Source organism: uncultured Winogradskyella sp. (assembly GCF_947496485.1).
Lineage (GTDB): Bacteria > Bacteroidota > Bacteroidia > Flavobacteriales > Flavobacteriaceae > Winogradskyella.
In genome coordinates this window covers 42,077-62,884 of record NZ_CANMCZ010000006.1, presented here as the reverse complement: position 1 = coordinate 62,884, position 20,808 = coordinate 42,077, and the positions used below count along the sequence as shown (strand labels likewise).

19 protein-coding genes are annotated in these 20,808 nt (G+C 31.7%); 8 read left to right on the top strand and 11 right to left on the bottom strand.

Annotation, left to right across the window (positions count from 1 at the left end):
* Positions 1 to 54 precede the first annotated feature (54 nt).
* Together ftsH and rsfS are read right to left on the bottom strand one after the other, a co-directional pair.
* Positions 55 to 2,010 (bottom strand): ATP-dependent zinc metalloprotease FtsH, encoded by a 1,956-nt coding sequence (ftsH, locus tag Q0822_RS15690; RefSeq protein ID WP_299125434.1) that lies wholly within the window; start codon positions 2,008 to 2,010, stop codon positions 55 to 57.
* A 17-nt stretch (positions 2,011 to 2,027) separates the two neighbouring features.
* Positions 2,028 to 2,399, bottom strand: coding sequence for a ribosome silencing factor (gene rsfS / locus Q0822_RS15685; protein ID WP_299125431.1), 372 nt, complete (start codon positions 2,397 to 2,399; stop codon positions 2,028 to 2,030).
* A gap of 94 nt (positions 2,400 to 2,493) precedes the next feature.
* Between rsfS and Q0822_RS15680 the strand changes: the two genes are divergently transcribed.
* Positions 2,494 to 3,225, top strand: coding sequence for a biotin--[acetyl-CoA-carboxylase] ligase (locus Q0822_RS15680; protein ID WP_299125430.1), 732 nt, complete (start codon positions 2,494 to 2,496; stop codon positions 3,223 to 3,225).
* On the opposite strand, the gene Q0822_RS15675 is transcribed toward Q0822_RS15680, so the two are convergent.
* Positions 3,222 to 3,617 carry an SRPBCC family protein gene (locus Q0822_RS15675; protein ID WP_299125429.1) on the bottom strand — a complete coding sequence of 132 codons (396 nt, stop codon included), beginning with the start codon at positions 3,615 to 3,617 and terminating at the stop codon, positions 3,222 to 3,224. The two genes, Q0822_RS15680 and Q0822_RS15675, sit on opposite strands and share 4 nt — an antisense overlap.
* A gap of 27 nt (positions 3,618 to 3,644) precedes the next feature.
* The gene (pyrE, locus tag Q0822_RS15670) at positions 3,645 to 4,289 is read right to left on the bottom strand and encodes an orotate phosphoribosyltransferase (RefSeq protein WP_299125428.1); all 645 of its coding nucleotides are present in this window, start codon (positions 4,287 to 4,289) and stop codon (positions 3,645 to 3,647) included.
* Positions 4,290 to 4,411: 122 nt separating this feature from the next.
* On the opposite strand from pyrE, the gene Q0822_RS15665 reads away from it, so the two are divergent.
* Positions 4,412 to 4,993 (top strand): NUDIX domain-containing protein, encoded by a 582-nt coding sequence (locus Q0822_RS15665; protein WP_299125426.1) that lies wholly within the window; start codon positions 4,412 to 4,414, stop codon positions 4,991 to 4,993.
* A 25-nt stretch (positions 4,994 to 5,018) separates the two neighbouring features.
* On the opposite strand, the gene Q0822_RS15660 is transcribed toward Q0822_RS15665, so the two are convergent.
* On the bottom strand, positions 5,019 to 6,194 hold the full coding sequence (locus Q0822_RS15660; RefSeq protein ID WP_299125423.1) for a metallophosphoesterase: 1,176 nt from the start codon (positions 6,192 to 6,194) through the stop codon (positions 5,019 to 5,021).
* 215 nt (positions 6,195 to 6,409) lie between these two features.
* Here Q0822_RS15660 and Q0822_RS15655 point away from each other — a divergent pair, with 215 nt between their 5' ends.
* Both Q0822_RS15655 and Q0822_RS15650 read left to right on the top strand, forming a co-directional pair.
* The gene (locus tag Q0822_RS15655) at positions 6,410 to 7,228 is read left to right on the top strand and encodes a histidine kinase (protein ID WP_299125421.1); all 819 of its coding nucleotides are present in this window, start codon (positions 6,410 to 6,412) and stop codon (positions 7,226 to 7,228) included.
* The gene (locus Q0822_RS15650) at positions 7,225 to 7,923 is read left to right on the top strand and encodes a LytTR family DNA-binding domain-containing protein (protein ID WP_299125418.1); all 699 of its coding nucleotides are present in this window, start codon (positions 7,225 to 7,227) and stop codon (positions 7,921 to 7,923) included. Before Q0822_RS15655 ends, Q0822_RS15650 begins: the two co-directional genes overlap by 4 nt.
* A 152-nt stretch (positions 7,924 to 8,075) precedes the next feature.
* Here the strand turns inward: Q0822_RS15650 and Q0822_RS15645 are convergent, their stop codons facing one another.
* Positions 8,076 to 8,489 (bottom strand): hypothetical protein, encoded by a 414-nt coding sequence (locus Q0822_RS15645; RefSeq protein ID WP_299125415.1) that lies wholly within the window; start codon positions 8,487 to 8,489, stop codon positions 8,076 to 8,078.
* Between the two features lie 105 nt (positions 8,490 to 8,594).
* Positions 8,595 to 10,346 (bottom strand): M14 family metallopeptidase, encoded by a 1,752-nt coding sequence (locus Q0822_RS15640; protein WP_299125412.1) that lies wholly within the window; start codon positions 10,344 to 10,346, stop codon positions 8,595 to 8,597.
* Positions 10,347 to 10,457: 111 nt separating this feature from the next.
* Here Q0822_RS15640 and ctlX point away from each other — a divergent pair, with 111 nt between their 5' ends.
* The gene (ctlX, locus tag Q0822_RS15635) at positions 10,458 to 11,390 is read left to right on the top strand and encodes a citrulline utilization hydrolase CtlX (RefSeq protein ID WP_299125409.1); all 933 of its coding nucleotides are present in this window, start codon (positions 10,458 to 10,460) and stop codon (positions 11,388 to 11,390) included.
* Here ctlX and Q0822_RS15630 read toward each other — a convergent pair.
* Both Q0822_RS15630 and Q0822_RS15625 read right to left on the bottom strand, forming a co-directional pair.
* Positions 11,387 to 12,013, bottom strand: a complete 627-nt coding sequence (locus Q0822_RS15630) for a chromophore lyase CpcT/CpeT (RefSeq protein ID WP_299125406.1) — start codon at positions 12,011 to 12,013, stop codon at positions 11,387 to 11,389. The genes ctlX and Q0822_RS15630 overlap by 4 nt on opposite strands.
* Before the next feature lie 38 nt (positions 12,014 to 12,051).
* On the bottom strand, positions 12,052 to 14,100 hold the full coding sequence (locus tag Q0822_RS15625) for a tetratricopeptide repeat-containing sensor histidine kinase (protein ID WP_299125405.1): 2,049 nt from the start codon (positions 14,098 to 14,100) through the stop codon (positions 12,052 to 12,054).
* 517 nt (positions 14,101 to 14,617) lie between these two features.
* On the opposite strand from Q0822_RS15625, the gene argS reads away from it, so the two are divergent.
* The 3 genes from argS to Q0822_RS15610 all read left to right on the top strand — a co-directional run bounded on the left by argS (position 14,618) and on the right by Q0822_RS15610 (position 18,920).
* Entirely contained in the window at positions 14,618 to 16,405 is a 1,788-nt protein-coding gene (argS, locus tag Q0822_RS15620) for an arginine--tRNA ligase (protein ID WP_299125403.1), read from the top strand.
* Between the two features lie 56 nt (positions 16,406 to 16,461).
* On the top strand, positions 16,462 to 17,520 hold the full coding sequence (locus Q0822_RS15615) for a helix-turn-helix domain-containing protein (protein ID WP_299125401.1): 1,059 nt from the start codon (positions 16,462 to 16,464) through the stop codon (positions 17,518 to 17,520).
* 101 nt (positions 17,521 to 17,621) lie between these two features.
* Entirely contained in the window at positions 17,622 to 18,920 is a 1,299-nt protein-coding gene (locus tag Q0822_RS15610) for a carboxypeptidase-like regulatory domain-containing protein (RefSeq protein WP_299125399.1), read from the top strand.
* Positions 18,921 to 18,972: 52 nt separating this feature from the next.
* On the opposite strand, the gene Q0822_RS15605 is transcribed toward Q0822_RS15610, so the two are convergent.
* Positions 18,973 to 19,518, bottom strand: coding sequence for a YfiT family bacillithiol transferase (locus tag Q0822_RS15605; protein ID WP_299125396.1), 546 nt, complete (start codon positions 19,516 to 19,518; stop codon positions 18,973 to 18,975).
* Entirely contained in the window at positions 19,515 to 20,795 is a 1,281-nt protein-coding gene (locus Q0822_RS15600; protein WP_299125394.1) for an acyloxyacyl hydrolase, read from the bottom strand. Before Q0822_RS15600 ends, Q0822_RS15605 begins: the two co-directional genes overlap by 4 nt.
* Between the last annotated feature and the right edge of the window lie 13 nt (positions 20,796 to 20,808).

The following is a 20,808-nucleotide window of genomic DNA, read 5'->3' as shown; positions in this document are numbered from 1 at the left end:
AAACTTAAATTAACATAAGGTCAATTTAAGTTTTTTATAGGTTTTTCAAAAGGTCTACTCTTCCTCTTCAGTTATAATTTCTGATATAGATTCTGGCTTATCATAAGGACGTTTTCCAAAAATCTTTTCAAGATTATCTTTAAAAATCACTTCTTTGTCTAACAGTACTTCAGCCAATTCAGTAAGCTTATCTTTATTATTTTCTAATAAGTCAAGTGCACGTTGATATTGCTTTTCAATAATGTCAGAGATCTCTTTATCAATTAGTTCTGCTGTTTGTTCGCTGTAAGGTTTCGTAAACCCGTATTCAGACTGCCCAGAAGAATCATAATAAGTTAAGTTTCCTACCTTATCACTAAGACCATATATAGTGACCATAGCTCTAGCTTGTTTTGTCACTTTTTCTAAATCACTTAATGCTCCTGTGGAAATTTTATCAAAAATTACTTTTTCAGCGGCTCTACCACCTAATGCAGCACACATTTCATCTAGCATTTGTTCTGGTCTCACAATTAAGCGTTCTTCAGGTAAATACCACGCAGCACCTAAAGATCTTCCTCTTGGAACGATTGTTACTTTTACCAGTGGCGCAGCATGTTCAAGCATCCAACTTACAGTGGCATGGCCAGCCTCATGGAAAGCAACAGCACGCTTCTCGTCTGGTGTTATAATTTTGTTTTTCTTTTCTAGTCCACCAATAATTCTGTCAACCGCATCTAAAAAGTCTTGTTTGTTGACTGCTTTTTTACCTTTTCTAGCAGCAATTAAGGCGGCTTCATTACAAACATTTGCTATATCTGCACCTGAGAAACCAGGTGTTTGTTTAGCTAAGAAATCAATATCTAGAGTCTCTTCTTTTTTAAGTGGACGTAAGTGTACTTCAAAAATTTCCTTACGCTCTCTTACATCAGGTAAATCGACATAAATTTGTCTATCAAAACGACCAGCTCTCATTAAAGCGCTATCTAAAACATCAGCTCTGTTTGTAGCAGCCAACACAATTACATTGGTATTGGTGCCAAAACCATCCATTTCTGTTAGTAGTTGGTTTAAGGTGTTTTCACGCTCATCATTTGATCCTGAGAAATTATTTTTACCTCTTGCTCTACCAATCGCATCAATCTCATCAATGAATATTATTGAAGGCGATTTCTCTTTTGCTTGCTTGAACAAATCTCTTACACGAGAAGCACCAACACCTACAAACATCTCAACAAAATCTGAACCAGATAGAGAGAAGAAAGGGACTTTAGCTTCACCAGCAACGGCTTTAGCTAATAAGGTTTTACCTGTTCCTGGAGGTCCTACTAATAATGCACCTTTAGGGATTTTACCACCTAGTGCTGTATATTTTTCTGGAAATTTTAAGAAATCTACAATTTCTTGTACTTCCTCTTTTGCACCTTCTAAACCAGCAACATCTTTGAAGGATGTCTTAGTATCAGACTTCTCATCAAAAAGTTTAGCCTTAGATTTTCCGATATTGAAAATCTGTCCACCAGCACCTCCGCCACCGCCAGATGACATACGACGCATTATAAATATCCAAACACCAATGATTAGTATAAAGGGAAGTAAAGTGATTAAAAAGTCTCCCCAAACATTTTGTTCCGTATCGAAACCAACTTGAGTATCAAGGTTATTCTCTAATTTAATCTTTGCAATTTCTTCTTGAAATAGCTTTAAATCACCAAACTCGAATGTATAGTTTGGAACAGGTGAAACTGATGGAAGAATAGATTTTGGTTTTGACTTTTTATGAATTTCTTGTTCTTGAGCTTCTTTTGTCAAATAAACTCTCGCAATACGGTTGTTAATGATCTCAACTTCTTTAACATCACCATTTTGCAAGTAGTTAAAAAATTCGGTTGGTGTTGTTTTACTTCCAGAAGAGTCTCCAAAACCTCCAGAGAATAACTGTATTGATAAGAATACAGCAATGATAACTCCGTAAATCCAATATGGATTTACTTTAGGTTTTTTATTTAAATTTTTATTGTCTTTTGCCATTAGTAGCTTTTCTCTTTTTAGTAACTTGTTTCTATTACGGTTGTTTTTGCATCTCCCCAAAGACTTTCAATATCGTAGTATTCTCTTATATGTTTTTGAAAAACATGTACTACAACATTAACATAATCTAGTAAAATCCACTCAGCATTTTCTGTACCTTCAACATGCCAGGGCTTATCTTTAAGGGTTTTGCTAACTTGTTTTTGTATGGAATTGACGATTGCGTTAACCTGAGTATTTGAAGTTCCTTCACAAACTATAAAATAATCACAAACTGTATTTTCTATATCTCTTAAATCTAAAATTGTAATCTCTTTTCCTTTGACTTCCTCTATACCTCCGATAATAGTAGTTATGAGTTGGTCCGCATTGGTTTTTTCTTTCGTCATTAAATTGAATTAATTTTATGCAAAGTTATTATTTTTTTAGTTCTTGTAAGTCCTAATTGTCATAAGAAAACTATAAAATAAAATTCCCTTTTCAATGTATATAATCAAACTTGATGCCATTGACTCTACAAACTCGTATTTAAAGGAGGTGTGTGCTACTAAATTACCTAAAGATTTTACCGTAGTTATTGCAGAATCACAGACTAATGGACGCGGGCAAATGGGAACAAATTGGCAAGCAGAACGAGGTAAAAACTTGACGGTTAGTGTATTTAAAGAACTTTCTGGGTTTGAGTTAGAAAACCAGTTTTATATAAGTATGGTAGTTTCTTTAGCTATCTGCAAAGCGTTAAAAGCATTTAAAATTCCTCAATTAGTTATAAAATGGCCTAACGACATTTTGTCAGCAAAATTAAAGATATGTGGAATTCTAATAGAGAATATTGTTAAAAGCAACAAAGTACAAGGTTCTATAGTTGGCTTTGGACTTAATGTAAATCAAAAATACTTTGAAGATTTACCACAAGCGTCATCAATGAGTTTACTAACAGGCATAATATATAACAAAGATGAAGTCCTCTCTGAAATCTTAAAACATCTTGAAATTTATTTTGAATTGTTAGAGGCTGAACGGTTTTCAGAAATTAAATCAGAATACGAGAGTCTTCTATTTAGAATAGATAGACCTTCTACATTTAAAACCAATGATTTAGCTACTTTTTCTGGTATTATACAAGGGGTTACTAAAAAAGGAAAATTAAAAGTTTGGACAGAAGATGAAATTATAAAAACCTTCGATCTTAAAGAAGTTACTTTACTGTATTAAACCACAGTTTTCATATTTGTAGCAAGGGTCTCAATAAATTTGCTAATAGGACCTTTTATCATCATTGCCATCATGGCATTGAATTCGCCATCAAAAGTTAATTTCACTTCACTTTTGTTGGTTTCGACTTCAGTAATATTTGCTGTTAGAGAAAAATCTAATTTTCCGCCTGCTGCACCTAACACAATTTTACTATTTGGAGCGGCTTCTTTCTTTTTTAAGATAATTTCTGGCATACCTTTTAATGCGAATAGAAATTTGTCGTTTTCTAAAACTTCAAACTTGCTTATATTTTCAGGCATTAAACTTTCAAAATTTTTCACATCAGATAAGAAGTTGAATGTTTCTTCTGCTGATTTATCTAAGGTAACCTTTGGTGATTCTAAATTCATAATTTTTTTGTTTATAAAATGTGTATATCAATTAGCGTTCCATTCACTAGGATTGGCATTCCATCTTGCTAATATGTCTTGTTGCTTTTCTGTAATATAGTTGGTGTCTAATGCTTGTTCTAAAAGATTTTCGTAATTACCCAGTGTATGTAATTCTACTTTGGCATCTTCAAAATTCTTTTTAGCAACATCAAATCCATAAGAAAAAATTGCAACCATACCTTTTACATTGACTTCGGCTTGGTTAAGAGTTTTTACCGCATTAAGACTACTTTTACCGGTACTAATAAGGTCTTCAACAACCACAACAGTTTGTCCTTTTTCAATATATCCTTCTACTTGGTTTTGACGACCATGTTTTTTTGCTTCGGGTCTAACATATACAAAAGGGAGATTAAGGTAGTCTGCAACTAAAGCACCAATGCCAATTGCTCCAGTAGCAACGCCGGCAATAACGTCTGGTTTACCATAAAGTTCCTCAATTTCTCGTGCCATAGTTTCTCTTACATAATTTCTAATAAGTGGATAAGAGAGTACAATACGATTATCGCAATAAATCGGTGATTTCCAGCCAGAAGCCCAAGTAAATGGTTCATTTGGTTGTAGTTTTATCGCATTGATTTGCAATAAAACTTCTGCAGTTTTTTTAGCGGTTTCCTTATTAAAGATCATGCTGCAAAATTAATGATTTTTGATAGTTGATAAATTTTAATTTTAATTAAATTTTTCAACTTTTACCAGATGTCATAAAAAATAATACTTTTACATCTGTAAAGTTGAAACATATCTAATCTATGTACACCATATATGTAGGTGATAAACCTATTATTTTAACTACTGAGGTTGAAAGAGAAACCGATTTTAAATCTTTTCTTTTAAAATCTGTAAACATCGGTAAAGTTATTAAAACACTTAATAAGACAGACTTAGAAGGTGTGCATTTAATTGATAAAAACCCAGATAAATTACTGAAAAAGTTTTTGAAACTCTTACCTAATGTGGTCGCTGGTGGAGGAAAAGTCTATAATTCTAAAAACGAAATTCTCTTTATTTATAGAAATGATAAATGGGATTTACCAAAGGGAAAGGCAGAAAGTAAAGAATCGATTGAAGAAACTGCTATACGAGAAGTAGAAGAGGAAACTGGTGTTAAAGGTCTAAAAATCACAAAACCATTATCTACCACTTACCATATTTTTAAGCGTAATGGTAAGCACAAAATAAAAGTTACCTATTGGTATGAAATGAAAACAGATTTTGAAGGGAAACTTTCTCCGGAAAAAAGCGAGGGTATCACCAAAGTAAAATGGTTAGACGACAAGAAAACTCAAAAGGCTTTAGAGAATAGCTATGCTAATATTAAGATTTTAGTCTAGTTTATCTAAAGCCAGTATCTACTTGTTAGATTTCCTTTCTCTCACCACTTGCTAAAACACGATAATAAGTGTTATTTTCAATAAGTAAACCTTCAGAAGATTTACTTGGCCAGTTTTTATGGTAATCTTTAGGATGTTGTACATCTATACCTATAACTTTTCTGTTAAAAGAGGTATTCACTTTGTTTCGAACAGTGTGTCCAACGATAATAGTTTTAGCTTCAAATTTATTTAAACCTAAATCAACTTCCTCTTGGGTTAAGTTATCATCTTTAAAGTAACCTCTATACCAACAAATACCTGTTTTAGACGATACTAATAAGTCAGTTTTGCTTTTCTTTACTTTGGGGTAAGGTGCCGTATAATAAGTGGTTCTTAAAAAGGCATTGATGTCATCTAATGACATGTCAACTTTTGCAATATCTGGATGTAAACCACCATGAGCAAATAAATATCCATTAATAGATTCTATTGCATTTTTGTTGGATAACCAGTTGCCTAAAAATGAGTTTTTATCATATAGGTTCGCTTGAGTTTTACCTAAGATTGAAGTTACAAAAGTATATTTTAAAGATGCCGCTCCAAAATCGCCATACATATTTTTTAGTTCGTGGTTTCCTATAATAAAGTGGACATTACCACTATGTTTTTTTGCGTCTTGCTCTAGTTTATAAATAAACCATAAAACTTGTGTTGTAGAAAAGCCTCTATCTACAAAATCGCCAACTAAGACGAGATGTCCTTTACCAAATGTCCAGTTTAAATTTTGATCTATAACATTATTATTGATTAAGAAATCTCTAAAAGTTTTATAACCACTTTCAATATCGGATATGGCTATAATTTTTTGATTGTCATTGTAAATTGATTTTGGTACTTTAAAATTTGTATTGAGGTTAAAATTAAAGTGTGTTGAATCTAAAGGAAAAAAACAACTCAAAGATTTAGATTCATTAGTAGAAATATTATTTTGATTTACATAAAAGCCATCTTTTTTATTCCCTTTTATGTAATTGATATTTAGAGTACTATCATTTTTGTAAAAAACATATGGCCCTTCATTCTCCCAATTCATTTTTTGTGGATTGTCTCCATAGTGAACACTTCCATTTTCATATAGTAAAATTGAAATAGCAATTAGTAAAAGGACAGTTATAGTTCCAACGATGTGCTTCAAATAGCGTAAGATTCTTTTTTTCATTGTAATAGATTTATGATGATTACTGTTCGTTTTTTGATTGGTACAAATGTGACTTTAAAGTTGTTTCTAAATAAATTTATGTGATGAACCTGTTTCTTATTTATTTGTAATGATAGTATTGACGTTTATCCCTAGAACTAAAAGTTTAATGATGCTGAATTTTGAGTTTGTCACTTTTCTGTAGAAAGGCAAAAGGATTCTTTTTACTTTGCAGTATGATTGTAATTCTAAAGAAGAATAATTGGATTTTGCTAAAGGTTATAATCGTAATAACCATATTAGTTCCATTAGGCATTACGGCTTATGAAATTATAGTACTTCAAAAAGATACAGTATTGTTTCTTGGTGATTTTCACCCAGCTGTCGCAATTATTGTGTTGGTGTATTATGGTATTCTTTTGCTTGCAGGTGTTCTTTGGATAGTCATACAATTGAAATCTGTTCTTAAACTAAAGAATGAAAAAACTAAAAACGAATTATTACATCTTCAAAGTCAGGTAAACCCTCATTTTTTCTTTAATATGCTGAATAATCTATATGGTTTAGTAGATGTAGATCCTGAAAAAGCAAAAGCACTTATTTTAAAGCTATCTGAGTTGATGCGTTATAGTATTTATGAAGGCGAAAAAGATACAGTGTCATTAGAAGAAGAAGTAGAGTATTTAAAGAATTATATAGAATTACATCGTATGCGTTATCATAAGGCTATAGATGTACAATGTAATATAGATATTGAAGATAATAATCTTAGAATTATGCCTTTGTTGTTTATCATTCTTTTAGAAAACGCTTTTAAACATGGTATAGAGAATTTAAGAGATACCTCTTTTGTATATCTCAATTTAAAGTCTGACAACAACACCGTTTATTTTGAAATTGAAAATAATTTTGACGTTTCGCTATTACCAGATACTTCTGGTATTGGTATTAAAAATTTAAAGCGGAGATTAGAATTAGTTTATCCTAATAAGCATAAGCTTACTTTTACTAAAAGTGATGACGTTTATAAAGCAAATTTAGAGCTTCAGTTATGATAACATATCTTATTATAGATGATGAGTATATTGCTCACGATATTATAAAAGGCTATTGCAATATGTTGCCAAACATGCAATTAGCAAAGCACTGTTATGATGCATTAGAAGCTTTAGATTATTTACGAGAACACCAAGTAGATTTAATGTTTTTAGATCTAAACATGCCTAAGTTAAAAGGCTTCGAGTTTCTTAAAACTTTAGTCTCACCTCCAAAAGTTATTGTAACTACCGCATACCAAGAATATGCGCTAGAAGGTTACGAATTAAATATCGTAGATTATTTACTAAAGCCATTTAGTTTTGAGCGCTTTTTAAAAGCGATACAAAAAGCTGTTGAAGTAAAGCCTAGTGAAACCAAATCAATTACAAAGGAATCTAAAAAGGCTCAGAACCATATATTTATCTATGAAGATAAGAAATATATACAAGTACAGATTAAATACATTCTTTACATTGAAGCTGCTGGAAACTATGTGAAAGTAATAACTACAAAAGAACAACTCTTAACAAGAGAAAAAATATCGGACTTACTACAACGCTTATCTAAAGAGAATTTTATACAAGTACACAAATCTTATGTTGTATCTAAATCACATATTGAAATCATTGAAGGCAATCGTATAAAAATTAAGGATAGTTATATACCTATTGGTAAGACATATAAGACTAATGTGAATGATTTGCTTGGATGATTTTTGAAGTTCGTTAACGTGTTTGTGTATGGTTAGTTGCGTGGTTAAGCAACTAAGTTAATAAACAAATCACAGATAGAAAATTCCAGCGGAATTTTCGTAAGTCGGCAGTCACCTAGCAATTAATTATACACGTTGTTAGCATTGGTTTTTCATTCTTTCCTGTCTTTAGGATTCATTAAATAATGCTTGGCTTTTCTAAATTTATTCGAACTAAAAAATGTATAAAAATCAGACATTAAAGCACCTTCAGAAGCTTGGACTTCAATTCCGCTTTGAATATTGAGTATTCCAGTTTGATTTGCTTGGCAGAAAACTAAAAAATGTTTTAATCCAAATAAACTATATCCAGCAGACTTTTCCAATGGTTTTATTGCGCAATGAATTTCAACAATAAGAGAGTTTTTAGTTTCAGTATTTATAAACTTAAGAAGAAAACCATCTTTAGCTAAATAAAGTTCTGAATTTCGGTTTCCATTTAATTCAATTAGTGGATTGAAATATTTTTCAACTTTGCTTTTTTCAATAGGATTAACAGTTTGTAGTTTGAATTTTGGTATTTCCATCGTATTGTTACTCCAAATTAATGCTAACTTAGTGATATGAATCCGTTTTAATGACTTAATATCAGACGTTAATGAAGTTAGTTGAAAATTTTTACATAGTCAAGCTTACTTTAGGCGATACACAGGATACTGCAAATGAGCTTTTTCGTAGTTTTTACTCTTTTTATGAATCCAGTCGAGTTGAGCAAACCAATTGTTAGCAAACTCTTCGTCGTAGCTTACTTTGATATTATATTCTATTTGTAGTTTTGGATTTGCTTTTAAAAGTAGTTGAGCTCTATCCTCCCAAACATAAGGAGAGAAGCCTTCTTTTTGTTGTAAGATGGTGTCAAAAAAGTTCCAGTTAAAAAACGAATCTGGTGCAGTTGGCTCTAGAGTTTCCAATAAATAACGCATCGCTTTTTGATCTGTTGAAATCAAATAATCACCTTTTCTAAAAGTTAATTTTTGCTCAATGGTTTTTACTTTAGTGTTATAATGAGCATAATGGCCTTCATAAGCATTTCTGCGCGTTTCATAGTCTTCAATTTTATATGAATCCACTTTAAATATGGTATCTTTTTTAAATTGGGTAAACTCTACATTATTCAACTTTAATAAATCCATCACATTATGCCAGCCTTGAGGTATTACATATGCTTTTGGTATAGTAACTGAGTCTTTGGCTTTAAAATAGTTTTGGTAAGTCACATCTTTAGTAAACGGTTTTGTTCTATCATATTTTAAACGTTGCGCTCCTGTCAATTCACTTGGTATCATATTACCTTCGTAACCTTTAAATTTTAAGGTAGAGGATTTTGTGGTATCAATAGTCCAAGCTAAAGGATATGTTTTTCCGGCGGACCATGTTTTAGCTTGTTCTTTTCTTAGCTGTGTGATTTTATCACCTTGTTCTTCGGTAATTTCAATCATGCTTTTCATTAACTCATATGTGCCTTCTACACGTTGTTTGTATGGTTTTAGCATGTGTGTTTCTACCATCATTCCTAACGTATTAAACAATGTGGTGTAACCTGTGGAATATCTCGGTGAATCCATAAACTGTCTAAACCCAGATTCTGGTGTACGATTAAATACATTTACATAAGGTGTGATATCCCAAGATTTTGCTTCTAGTTTTTGCTCTAATTTTGGCATCATTTCGGTATGGATATAATTACCTAGTTGACCACCTAATTTGTTGTGCTGTGTAAATAAATGCGTTAATGTATATTGGTAATCGGCACCATTACTTACATGGTTATCTATAAAAACATCTGGTTGGACTAAATGGAAAATTTCTGCAAAAGCTCTGGCATTTTTAGTATCTGATTTTATAAAATCTCGGTTGAGATCATAGTTACGAGCATTGCCTCTAAAGCCATATTCTTTTGGTCCGTTTTGGTTGGTTCGTGTTCCAGAATTTCGGTTTAGACTTCCTCCTACATTATAAATAGGAATTGTTACTAAAACTGTGCTTTTAGGAGCTTTAATTTTGCCCTGTACAATATCTCTGTAGAGCATCATGGTAGCATCTATACCATCAGATTCTCCAGGATGAATACCATTATTTATCAGAAGTATTCTGTTATTTTTTCTAATAGTTTCAAAATCGTCTTCAGAACCATTCATATTTAAAGTAACGATATGCAAAGGTTTTCCAGAATCGGTTTCGCCAATGGCTTGAATTGAAATTTCATCATAACTATCTCCTAAGTCGCTGTAATATTTAATCGTTTCATCGTAAGTCGCAGTTTCCAGTCCGTTACTTTTTTCAAAAACAGTTGTAAAATCTGTATTTGATTCAGCTTTATTTTTTTGTTCGTTTTTATCTGAACATGAGGTGATTAATAAAAAAAGAATTAAGAGTTTTTTCATGATGTACTAGATTGTACTTCAAACTTAATGATTTTAACTAAATAAAGCGGGTTGAGGTGATTTTCAAATCGTAAAAAAGATTAATTTTGCATCACCTTCAAAATTCTAGAAATGCAACAAACCACAAATACTATTTTAATGATTCGTCCTGTAAATTTTAGGATGAATGAACAAACGGCTGTAAACAATTATTTTCAGGAAGATTTAAGTTTAAAAAACACTGAAATTAATGAAAAAGCGCAGAAGGAATTTGATGCTTTTGTTGAAAAACTAAGAGCTGTTGGTATTAATGTGATTGTAGAAAATGATGATAAATTAATGGACACTCCAGATTCTATTTTTCCTAATAACTGGGTGAGTTTTCATAGCAACGGTGATGTGGCAAAATATCCAATGTTTGCTGAGAACAGGAGACGAGAGCGACGAGATGAAGTATTTATTAGGTTAGAAGAGGAGGGCTTTAAAATTGAAAACATTATCGATTATACCTCTGCCGAGCACGAAGGGATTTTTTTAGAGGGTACAGGAAGTATAGTTTTAGATCGTGCAAATAGGAAAGCTTATTGTGCATTATCTCCAAGAGCCGACGAGGATTTATTTATAGAATTTTGTGAAGACTTTGAGTATACTCCAGTGATCTTTACAGCATATCAAACTGTTGAAGAGAAGCGTTTAGCTATATACCATACTAATGTAATGATGTGTTTGGCTGAGAACTTTGCTGTAATTTGTTTAGATGCTATCGATGATAAAAAAGAACGCAAAAATGTGGTAAAGCATTTAAAGCAAGATGGTAAAGAGATCATTTCTATTACCGAAACACAAATGCATCAATTTGCAGGTAATATGCTACAGCTAAGGGGTCATAACGATAAACGTTACTTGGTGATGAGCGAAGCCGCTCATAACAGTTTAACTCCTAACCAAGTAAAAAGTATAGAAAAATATTGCCCTATACTATCTAGTTCGTTGGAGACTATTGAAACTTGTGGAGGCGGAAGTGCACGTTGTATGATGGCGGAGGTATTTTTACCTAAAGTTTAGTCTAGTTTATTAAAAATATAACCACTTTTCTCAGCTCCCCAAACGTATTCACCATTAGCATCAAAACCACGATCCCAAGAAATAATCTTATCTTCTAAGATTTCAACTTCACTTCGAGCAAAGGATGCTCCATTCATTGTGCTTGAGCAAGTGTCATCTCCAGTTTTCCCCATAAAATGATTTGACGAAATACGTTTAAGGATAACTTCACAACCTTCTTTTAAGGCAATATCTTTTAATGAGATAGAATCAAAAGCTTTAGGTGTTTTCCATTTACCTATCCATAATGAATCTACATCCAGCTTATAGACAGCAGAGCTAAATGTAGTATCTGATTGCCTAGTCACTTCATAGATTCGTTGACGATAAGGTTTACTTTGCCTGCTATTCATTGCTTGTTCTACATATAGAAAATTTCCTTTTTCTTCCCATATAGGATACATGTGAAGAGATATATTATAATATGAAGAATCAACTTGTGCTTGTATTTCAGAATTAAATGAGCCTTGCATTAAAGCGAATAATTCCTTGAGTTCAGCATCTTCTTTGGCTTCTGCTTTTGTTTCGTTCTTACAACCGTAAATAGAAAAAAGTACAATTAAAATTGGAAATAAGTTTTTCATGATTCTATATTTTAGAATCTAAATATAGACAATATTTACTAAGCCTTTGGTGTAGTTTTTGGAAGTTCAACAAAGAATTTGCTGCCTACATTTTGAGTGCTTTCTACCCAAATTCTACCATTATTTAGTTCAACTAAATCTTTGGCAATAGTTAAGCCCAAACCTGTACCTTTTTCGTTCTTAGTACCAACAGTAGTAAAGTTTTTGTTGGCATTAAAGAGTTTGTCTATATTTTCTTTAGAAATACCTACTCCAGTATCTTCCACACATATGAGTGCTTTACCATTTACATCCTGGTTGGATACTGTAATCACATCTCCAGTTCTACTAAATTTAACAGCATTAGTAATTAAATTTTGAATAACAATTTCTACCATGCTTTTATCTGCGTAGATTAAATCGTGCTGAGACTCATCAATAAGCACAATTCGTTTGTCTTCAACTTTTTGCTCAACTAATGCTATTTTATTATGAAATACGTCCTGAATATTAAACAGCTCTGGTTTTGGTTCTAAATTTTGCATTTGCGATTTAGACCAGTTTAATAAATTAAATAAAAGCGAAGATGCGTTATTGGCATTTTCACTTAATTCTGGGATCAATTCGTAAAATTCATCTTTAGAAATACTATCTTCTTTCAATAAGTCTAAAAATGCTTTTATTGATGAAATAGAATCTTTTAAATCGTGAGAAACAATAGAGAATAATTTATCCTTTACTTGGTTAACTTCTTCTAAATGATGAGTTTGTTCTAAAATAGCTTCACTTCTTTTCTGTTCTTTGGCCAGCATATCTTTTTGCTTTATTAGTTCGTCCTTGTGAGATTTAGTTTTTAAGAGACTAAATATCAAAAGTGATAATAAAACTGCTAGTGCTGCAATAGTTCCATATAATACCCAAGGATTATTAAGCCAGGTGGTTTTTGAGGTTTTATTTTCGAAGTTATTAATATTCTCTTCAATAGGATTATTCATTTTTAAATCCAGTGGATCTATATCTGTTGGGAAAACAGGTTGATCGACCAGAGTAAGTGAATCTTTTAAACTATGATATTTATTTTTCCAGAAGAATGCATTTTCAAAATAGCCACGAGTAGAATCTAATGCTACATGAAGTTTATAATTCTCTAAAAGCTCGGTTTTATTATCAATTTTTTGAGCAATTTTATAGGCTTCATCTAATTGTTGTGCAGCTAGTTTTACTTTCTTTTTCTGAAGATTTAAATTTCCAATGGCATTCAAGGCTCTTAAAATGCCTTCACTATTACCTTGTTTTCTATTATATTTTAAACCTTCTACCAAATATTCTGACGCTTTATCATATTCTTTAAAACGCAAGTACTCACTACCTAGCTTAGGAAGAATTTCACCTCGTAAATCTTTATCAGTTTCAGGATTTAAAAGGTCTAATACCTTTTCGTAATATTCAATAGATTTACGGTGCTCCTTGAGTATGGAATACAATTCCGCTATATTTTTAGTAGAAGTTATAATACCAGCTTTATCATTAATTTTTTCGCGAACTTCGAGTGCTTTGAGATTAAAATCTATCGCTTTATCATTTTGATTGGTTTTGAAATAAGCTTCAGCAAGATTGTTATAAGCTGTACTTAATTCCTCTTTTAAATCTTGTTTCTCAAAAATATCAATTGCAGATAACGAGTTTTGAAGACCAACTCCATAATTTCCACGCTTAATCTCTAAGAGACCAATGCTATTACTCACTCTAGCTACTCCAAGAGTATCTCTAATCTGAGAATAATACGATTTAGATTTGTTATAATTATCTATGGCGTTAAAATAATCGTTGCGATTTGCATATATTAAAGCTCTATAATAGTTGCTTTCTGCAAGTCCTTTAGTATAATTTATTTCTTCAGAAAGTTTTGAGGTTTCATTAACATAGAGTAGTGCTATATTATAATCTTCTATGGCATATAGTTCGCTAATGAGCATTAACGACATATCCACCTTAGTAGAGTCTTGTTTTTGATACGCTAACTGCACCTTTAGCTCATCTATCTTTTCGTTTTGTGAAAAAATAAATAAGGACAAAATACTAGCAGCTAATGTCAGTAACTGCCTCATGCTTTGATAGCGTTAAAACGAATTGCGATGTTTTGGTGTGTAAAACTTTTATAGAGGGATGCCAAAAGTAAGTCAACACTAAACAATAACAACTGGGTTAATGTTTTATAATTAAGCCTCATTAATGTTTGGGACATTGATTAATAGCCTTCCAAAAGTGCCACTTAGTGCTCGAATATACTAATATTTAGGATTTACTACCAATAAATTAGACGAAGTGACAGACGAAATTCAGAAAAAAAATGCTCTATCGATTAACGGCATAAATCATAGAAAAACTACACAATCATCGATGAAATGCATGGTTTATTTAAAATGTTGATATATAGTTATTTAACATGATCTGAGTGTTGGGTTTCTGTTTAATTTTCAATTTTTAATAGTAGAGTTAAACCGATAATTCTTATTCGAATTTAGTCATATTTCAGTCTTATCTAGTTAAGAAACTTAGATGTATAAAATCTTAATAAAACTTCTATCTTTGCAAGCGTTTTAAATACCTAAACAGAAGCAAGGAATGAATCTTCAAGAGACTTTAGAATTACACGTAAAAGCAGCCATAAAAGCTTTGTTTCAATCAGAATTAGAATCGGTAGAGTTTCAAGCCACTCGAAAAGAGTTTGCTGGAGATATTACGGTTGTGGTATTCCCAATGTTACGTGTGGTAAAAGGAAATCCAGCTGTAATTGGCGAGCAAGTTGGACAGTATCTGCAGGATAATGTAGATTTAGTTAAAGGGTTCAACGTTGTTAAAGGCTTTTTAAATATTGAAATTGATGATTCGTATTACATTAACTTTTTTAAAAGTATAAATGGTAATCAAAATTATGGTTTTGCTGAACCAAAGGATGATAAAGCCATTATGGTAGAATACTCTTCACCAAATACCAACAAACCTTTGCATTTAGGACATGTGAGAAATGTGCTCTTAGGTTATAGTGTAGCTGAAATTTTAAAAGCCTCAGGTAAGAAGGTTTACAAAACCCAAATCATTAATGATCGAGGCATTCATATTTGTAAGAGTATGTTAGCTTGGGAACGATTTGGAAATGGTGAAACACCGATATCCACTGGATTAAAAGGTGATAAGCTGGTTGGTAATTATTATGTAAAGTTTGACCAAGCTTACAAAGCTGAAATTTCAGAATTAGTAACTCAAGGTAAATCTGAAGAAGAAGCTAAAAAGAGTGCGCCAATTTTGCTTGCTGCCCAAGAAATGCTTATTAAATGGGAAGCCGGTGATGAAGACGTCGTTGCTCTTTGGGAAAAAATGAACGCTTGGGTATATGAAGGTTTTGAAGAAACTTATAAAAATATTGGTGTTGACTTTGACAAATATTATTACGAAAGCCAAACCTATTTGTTAGGAAAAGAATTCATTGCGGAAGGACTTAAAACAGGAGTTTTCTTTAAGAAAGACGATGGTTCGGTTTGGTGCGATTTAACCGAAGATGGATTAGATGAAAAAATAGTATTGCGTAGTGATGGTACAGCCGTGTACATGACCCAAGATATTGGTACAGCTATTCAGCGTATTAAGGATTATCCAGATGTTGGCGGAATGGTTTACACTGTTGGTAACGAACAAGATTATCATTTTAAGGTGTTGTTCTTAATATTAAAGAAACTCGGTTTCGATTGGGCAAAACATCTATTTCATTTAAGTTATGGTATGGTAGATTTACCAAGTGGGAAAATGAAGAGTAGAGAAGGAACTGTTGTAGATGCTGATGACTTAATCCGAGAAATGGCAGATACTGCAGAAGAGATTTCTAACGAATTAGGTAAACTCGAAGACTACTCAGAAGACGAAAAGAAAACACTTTATAAAACTATTGGCTTAGGAGCTTTGAAATATTATATCTTAAAAGTAGATCCGAAAAAACGAATTCTATTCGATCCTAAAGAATCAATAGATTTTCAAGGGAATACAGGGCCATTTATTCAATATACTTATGCTAGAATTCAGTCTATTTTAAGAAAGGCTGATTCTAAATTAGATAAAGCTTCGAATTCGCTTAACAACCAGATTGTCTTACACGAAAAAGAAAAACAACTAATAAAGCAACTGGAGCTGTTTCCTGAAGTGATACAAAATGCAGCAGAGCAACATAGTCCTGCATTGATTGCCAATTACACTTATGATTTGGTGAAAGATTTCAATTCATTTTATCAAAATGTTTCTATTCTTGGAGCAGATACTGATGTGGAAAGAGATTTTAGAGTTGCATTGTCTAAATCCGTTAGTCAAATCATTAAAAATGCATTTGGTGTTTTAGGGATAGACGTGCCTGAGCGTATGTAGACTTCTTGTCAACTCCAAAATTTAATATTACATTGTGTTAACTCAAATAGGACACATTGGAAATTATTCGCTACATATTATTTACTCAAGTTTTTATTGCCTTTTTTGTAGCTGGAGGTGTGTTTTTTAAAGCGCGTACGCTTAGAATTACTACATTGTCTTTGCTCATTGCTTTGGTAGGTTTTCATATTTTATTATTCCTTTACGGCTCTGGCTCACTTTCATTGTTATATCCAGAGTTTAGAAGCTGGTTTTATTATGAAGTTGCTTTTCTTTTTGGTCCTTTGTTGTTTGTTCATTTGCAGTGTTTAATTCAGAATAAACAAAAATTACGATTTATAGATGCATTGCACTTGCTTCCAATACTAATTTTTTGGATTGGTTATGGCGATGTGTTATTAATGGAGGGGAAGTTACGTGGAGAATATATAAATGAAAACTTTATCAATAGGACAATGCTATGGAATTACTTTTTGGTTTTTCAAATGGTAATATATGCTATAGGATGTTCATTTTTGCTTTATCTTAAAAGGTTTGAGCTAACAAAAAAGCAACAAAATTATTCACTATTTATGGTGTTAGCATATGTTTGTTCTACAATATTAATTTCTTATTTAACGCATTTTGCAAATAACTGGAGGGATTTTGCGTCGTACTATCTAATTCTCACACTTTTAATTTTTGGTGTTGGTTATCTACTTTTTAAAAATCCAGATTTTTTAAAACAAATACGAAAAAAATACTTTGGTTCTAACCTCTCAGTAAAGGACATGCAACGTATTACATCTAAAATCGAAACTGCATTTACTGAGGATTTATTGTTTTTAGATAGCGGCTTAAGCATTTCGAAACTAGGTAAGATTTTGGATGAAAAACCGCATCATGTCTCTCAAACATTTTCAGAATATGTATCTGAGAGTTTTAACGATTATCTTAATAAACATCGTGTAGAAATTGCTAAAAAATATTTACATGACTCAGCGTACAGTAATTTTAAGATTGAAGCCATTGCATTAGAAAGTGGTTTTAATAATAAGGTGACATTCTATAAGGCATTTACAAAGTTTTCAAATCAAACACCTTCTGCATTCAGAAAACAAAAAAAGAGTGAATAATAATTATTGTTTACAGTTTAACATTTTGTAAACGAAGAACTTGATGCTTTTATCGTATCTTAGTATAGACTAATTTAATTGTTTAATAAATGAGAATTGTTATGAAAAAATATCACTTTTTAAAATTTTATGCCAGCACATGCTTTGCCATGTTTTTCGTTGCGTTTTCATTACATGCTCAGGTAGATTTTACTGAGTTTAGTGGAAAAGTAATTAACGGTAGTTCTAATAAAGCATTAGAGGCAGTAAGTCTCAATATAAATGAAACTAATATTGGCACCATTACAAACTCCGAAGGAGAATTTACACTGAAGGTGCTAAATAAATATCTAGATTCAAAAGTTATGGTGTCAACATTGGGTTATAATACACGTGTTATACCTTTATCTGAACTGTCTAGAACAGATAACAAAATAAAGCTTTATAAAGCTGTAACACAATTATCTCCTGTGAGTGTTTCTGCCTATAAAAATGCAGAGCATTTAGTAAGAAGAATATTTGAGGAAAAGAATAGAAATAAGGATAAAGAGTCAGTTTATATGACTGCTTTCTACAGAGAAACTATTAAGCGCCGTAATAGAAATGTTTCCTTAACTGAGGCTGTTGTAAATATTTTAAAGCAACCTAATGCATCAGAACAACGTGACGCTATACAGCTAAGTAAAGCTAGGAAAAGTACAGATTATAGACGTTTAGATACGGTTTCTGTAAAACTGCAAGGTGGTCCGTTTTCTACTATATATTTGGATGTGATGAAGTATCCTGAATATATTTTTACAGAAGAAACAATTCCTAGTTATTATTTTTCTTTCGATGAACCTTCTACTATAAATAACAGAAACGTTTATGTTGTTAATTTCTCATCCAAGAATAATAGCTTAAGTGCTAATTACAACGGGAAGTTGTTTGTAGACGTTCAAACGTTGGCATTAGTTAGTGCTAATTATGCACTAGACGTTAGCAATATGAAAAAATCTAAAAACTTATTAGTTAAAAAGAAACCTAGTGATGTGGTAGTATATCCTCTAGAGGCACTTTACAAAGTAGATTATAAAGCTAAAGGAAACAAATGGTATTACAGTTATTCTAACTTAAGCTTAAAGTTCAAAGTGAATAAAAAAAGAGAAATATTTAATAAAGTATATACTCTATCAAGTGAAATGGCTGTAACTGATTGGGAAATTAATACTAATGATATTCGAATTAAGAATAAAGATAAACTGAGACCAACTGTTATAATAACAGATGCTATTTCTGGGTTTTCAGATCCAAATTTTTGGGGTGAATATAATTTAATTGAACCAGATAAGTCTATAGAAACCGCTATTGAGAAAATTAGAAAAAATATCAAAAAGCAAAAAGAAAAGGAAAAGTCTAAAACTGTTAATGGAAGACCTTAACTAATTAGCAATATATGTTTATTAAAAAGCCCTGAATTTATTTCAGGGTTTTTTATTTGAATTTTCCTTTATACTTCAATGCTTGATTGATATGTGCTAAATGATGATTACTATGCCAAGCATATGTTCCAATCGTTTCTTCTAAAGAAAAGTGTTTACCATGTTCTGGATGAACAAACTCACGCTTCAACTCTTCTTTATTTAATTTTTTTAGTAGAATAGCTAATTTTTGATGCACGCCTGTAAGAATGGAAATTGAGGTGTCTATTGATGTATCATAATCAGCTAATTTGGCAAAACGGTCTTCGAAATAAGGTCTAATGGTTGGTGTATCTTCCGTTAGTGCCAATTTGAATCGTAAAATACTGTTGATATGGCTGTCTGCACAGTGATGAACTACCTGTTTGATAGTCCATCCATCTGGTCTGTACTTATAATTCAATTCTTCTTCGCTGAGGCCTTTTGTAAATGCGATAATAGATTTTGGTAAAGCTTCAATGGATGTTATCCAGTCAGTAATATATTGCTGAGTTATTACATCCGGTTTTTTAAACTCGCCAATGGGAAATCTTAATTTATATAAGTCTTGTTCTGTCATAATTTTGAATCTTTTAAATTAAAACGATAAACATAACCAATACTTAATTCAGTAAAATCTGCCTGACCAAGATTGGCATTTATATGCGCTCCGACAAATATATTATGTTTAGGTGCTTTGTTAGTTGTCCATAAATAATATTTTAATCCCATTCTAGCAGATACGGTTCTCTTTATTTCGTAATACCAATCTAGTTCTCCTAAAATTTCAACGGTTTCACCATTTGCATTTTCATACGAATAACCTTGGTTAAGTTGCCAATCTATTTTGTAAAATGGTTTGTATATGTTTACACCAAGGTCAAATTCAAAACCGATGTGGTCTAGTAATAATTCAGATGTCGCGAAAAGCCCAAAATTTGTGGCATAGCCATAAGGATTATCCTTAAAATGAGGTAATTGTTCATCAACTAGTGTCTCATTATTTTTTATGTAATCGTAGTAATGTTCGTAAAACCTATAGTAAAATCCACCACCAAATTTAAATGTATTGTTCAGAATTTTACCAGCTGAAGCGGAAATGGTGAAAACCTCTTTTTTTACATTGAACTTTTCTGAAAGAACATTTTGTCCTATACCAAACCTAAATGATAAATAGTTTTGTGATTTAGAGGTGAAAGATGGTTTTTCTAAGTTTGTAGTTTCACCAGATTTAGTATCTATTTTAGCAGAAACACTTGCGGCCAGTGAATTTAACCCTTGGTTTGGTAATCTGGTATGTCCATTAGAATGATGTAGATAACCTAGTCCAAATCTCCAATCGGTTATTTTATTAGATTTAAAAACATCGTAATACAAAAAGGATCTAAAAGACCAATTAACTTTAGTTGTAATGGCTTTATTAAATTCATTTGTTGTGGCATTATATTGTGTATCCATATAAGAGGCACCAAAACCAATTTGTAAGTTTAAACCTTTAATTCGTTTTTTTAATATTGAAAATTCTACAAATGGTAATATGGAATAGGCATGGCCTACTTTAACAGAATTTCCAAAGTCTGTGTAGCCAAAAGAAATTCCAGTTTTCGGATAGTTTAATCTAGCAGCCCATTCTTTGTCTTTATCAAAGTTATAACGTCCAATACTTAAAAAAAGATTTTTTTGTAGCTTAGTTTCAGGAAAAAACGAGTTGGCGTCTAATGTTTTTCCGATAAGAATTTCGGGTATATAAAAGATAGATTTATAGTCATTATCAACCTTTGTTTGCCCAAAAGAATTTTGATAAGAATAGAGTACAGCGAAGGTTATAAAGAGTCTAAAAAAACTTTTAATACGCATTGATTAAGGTTGG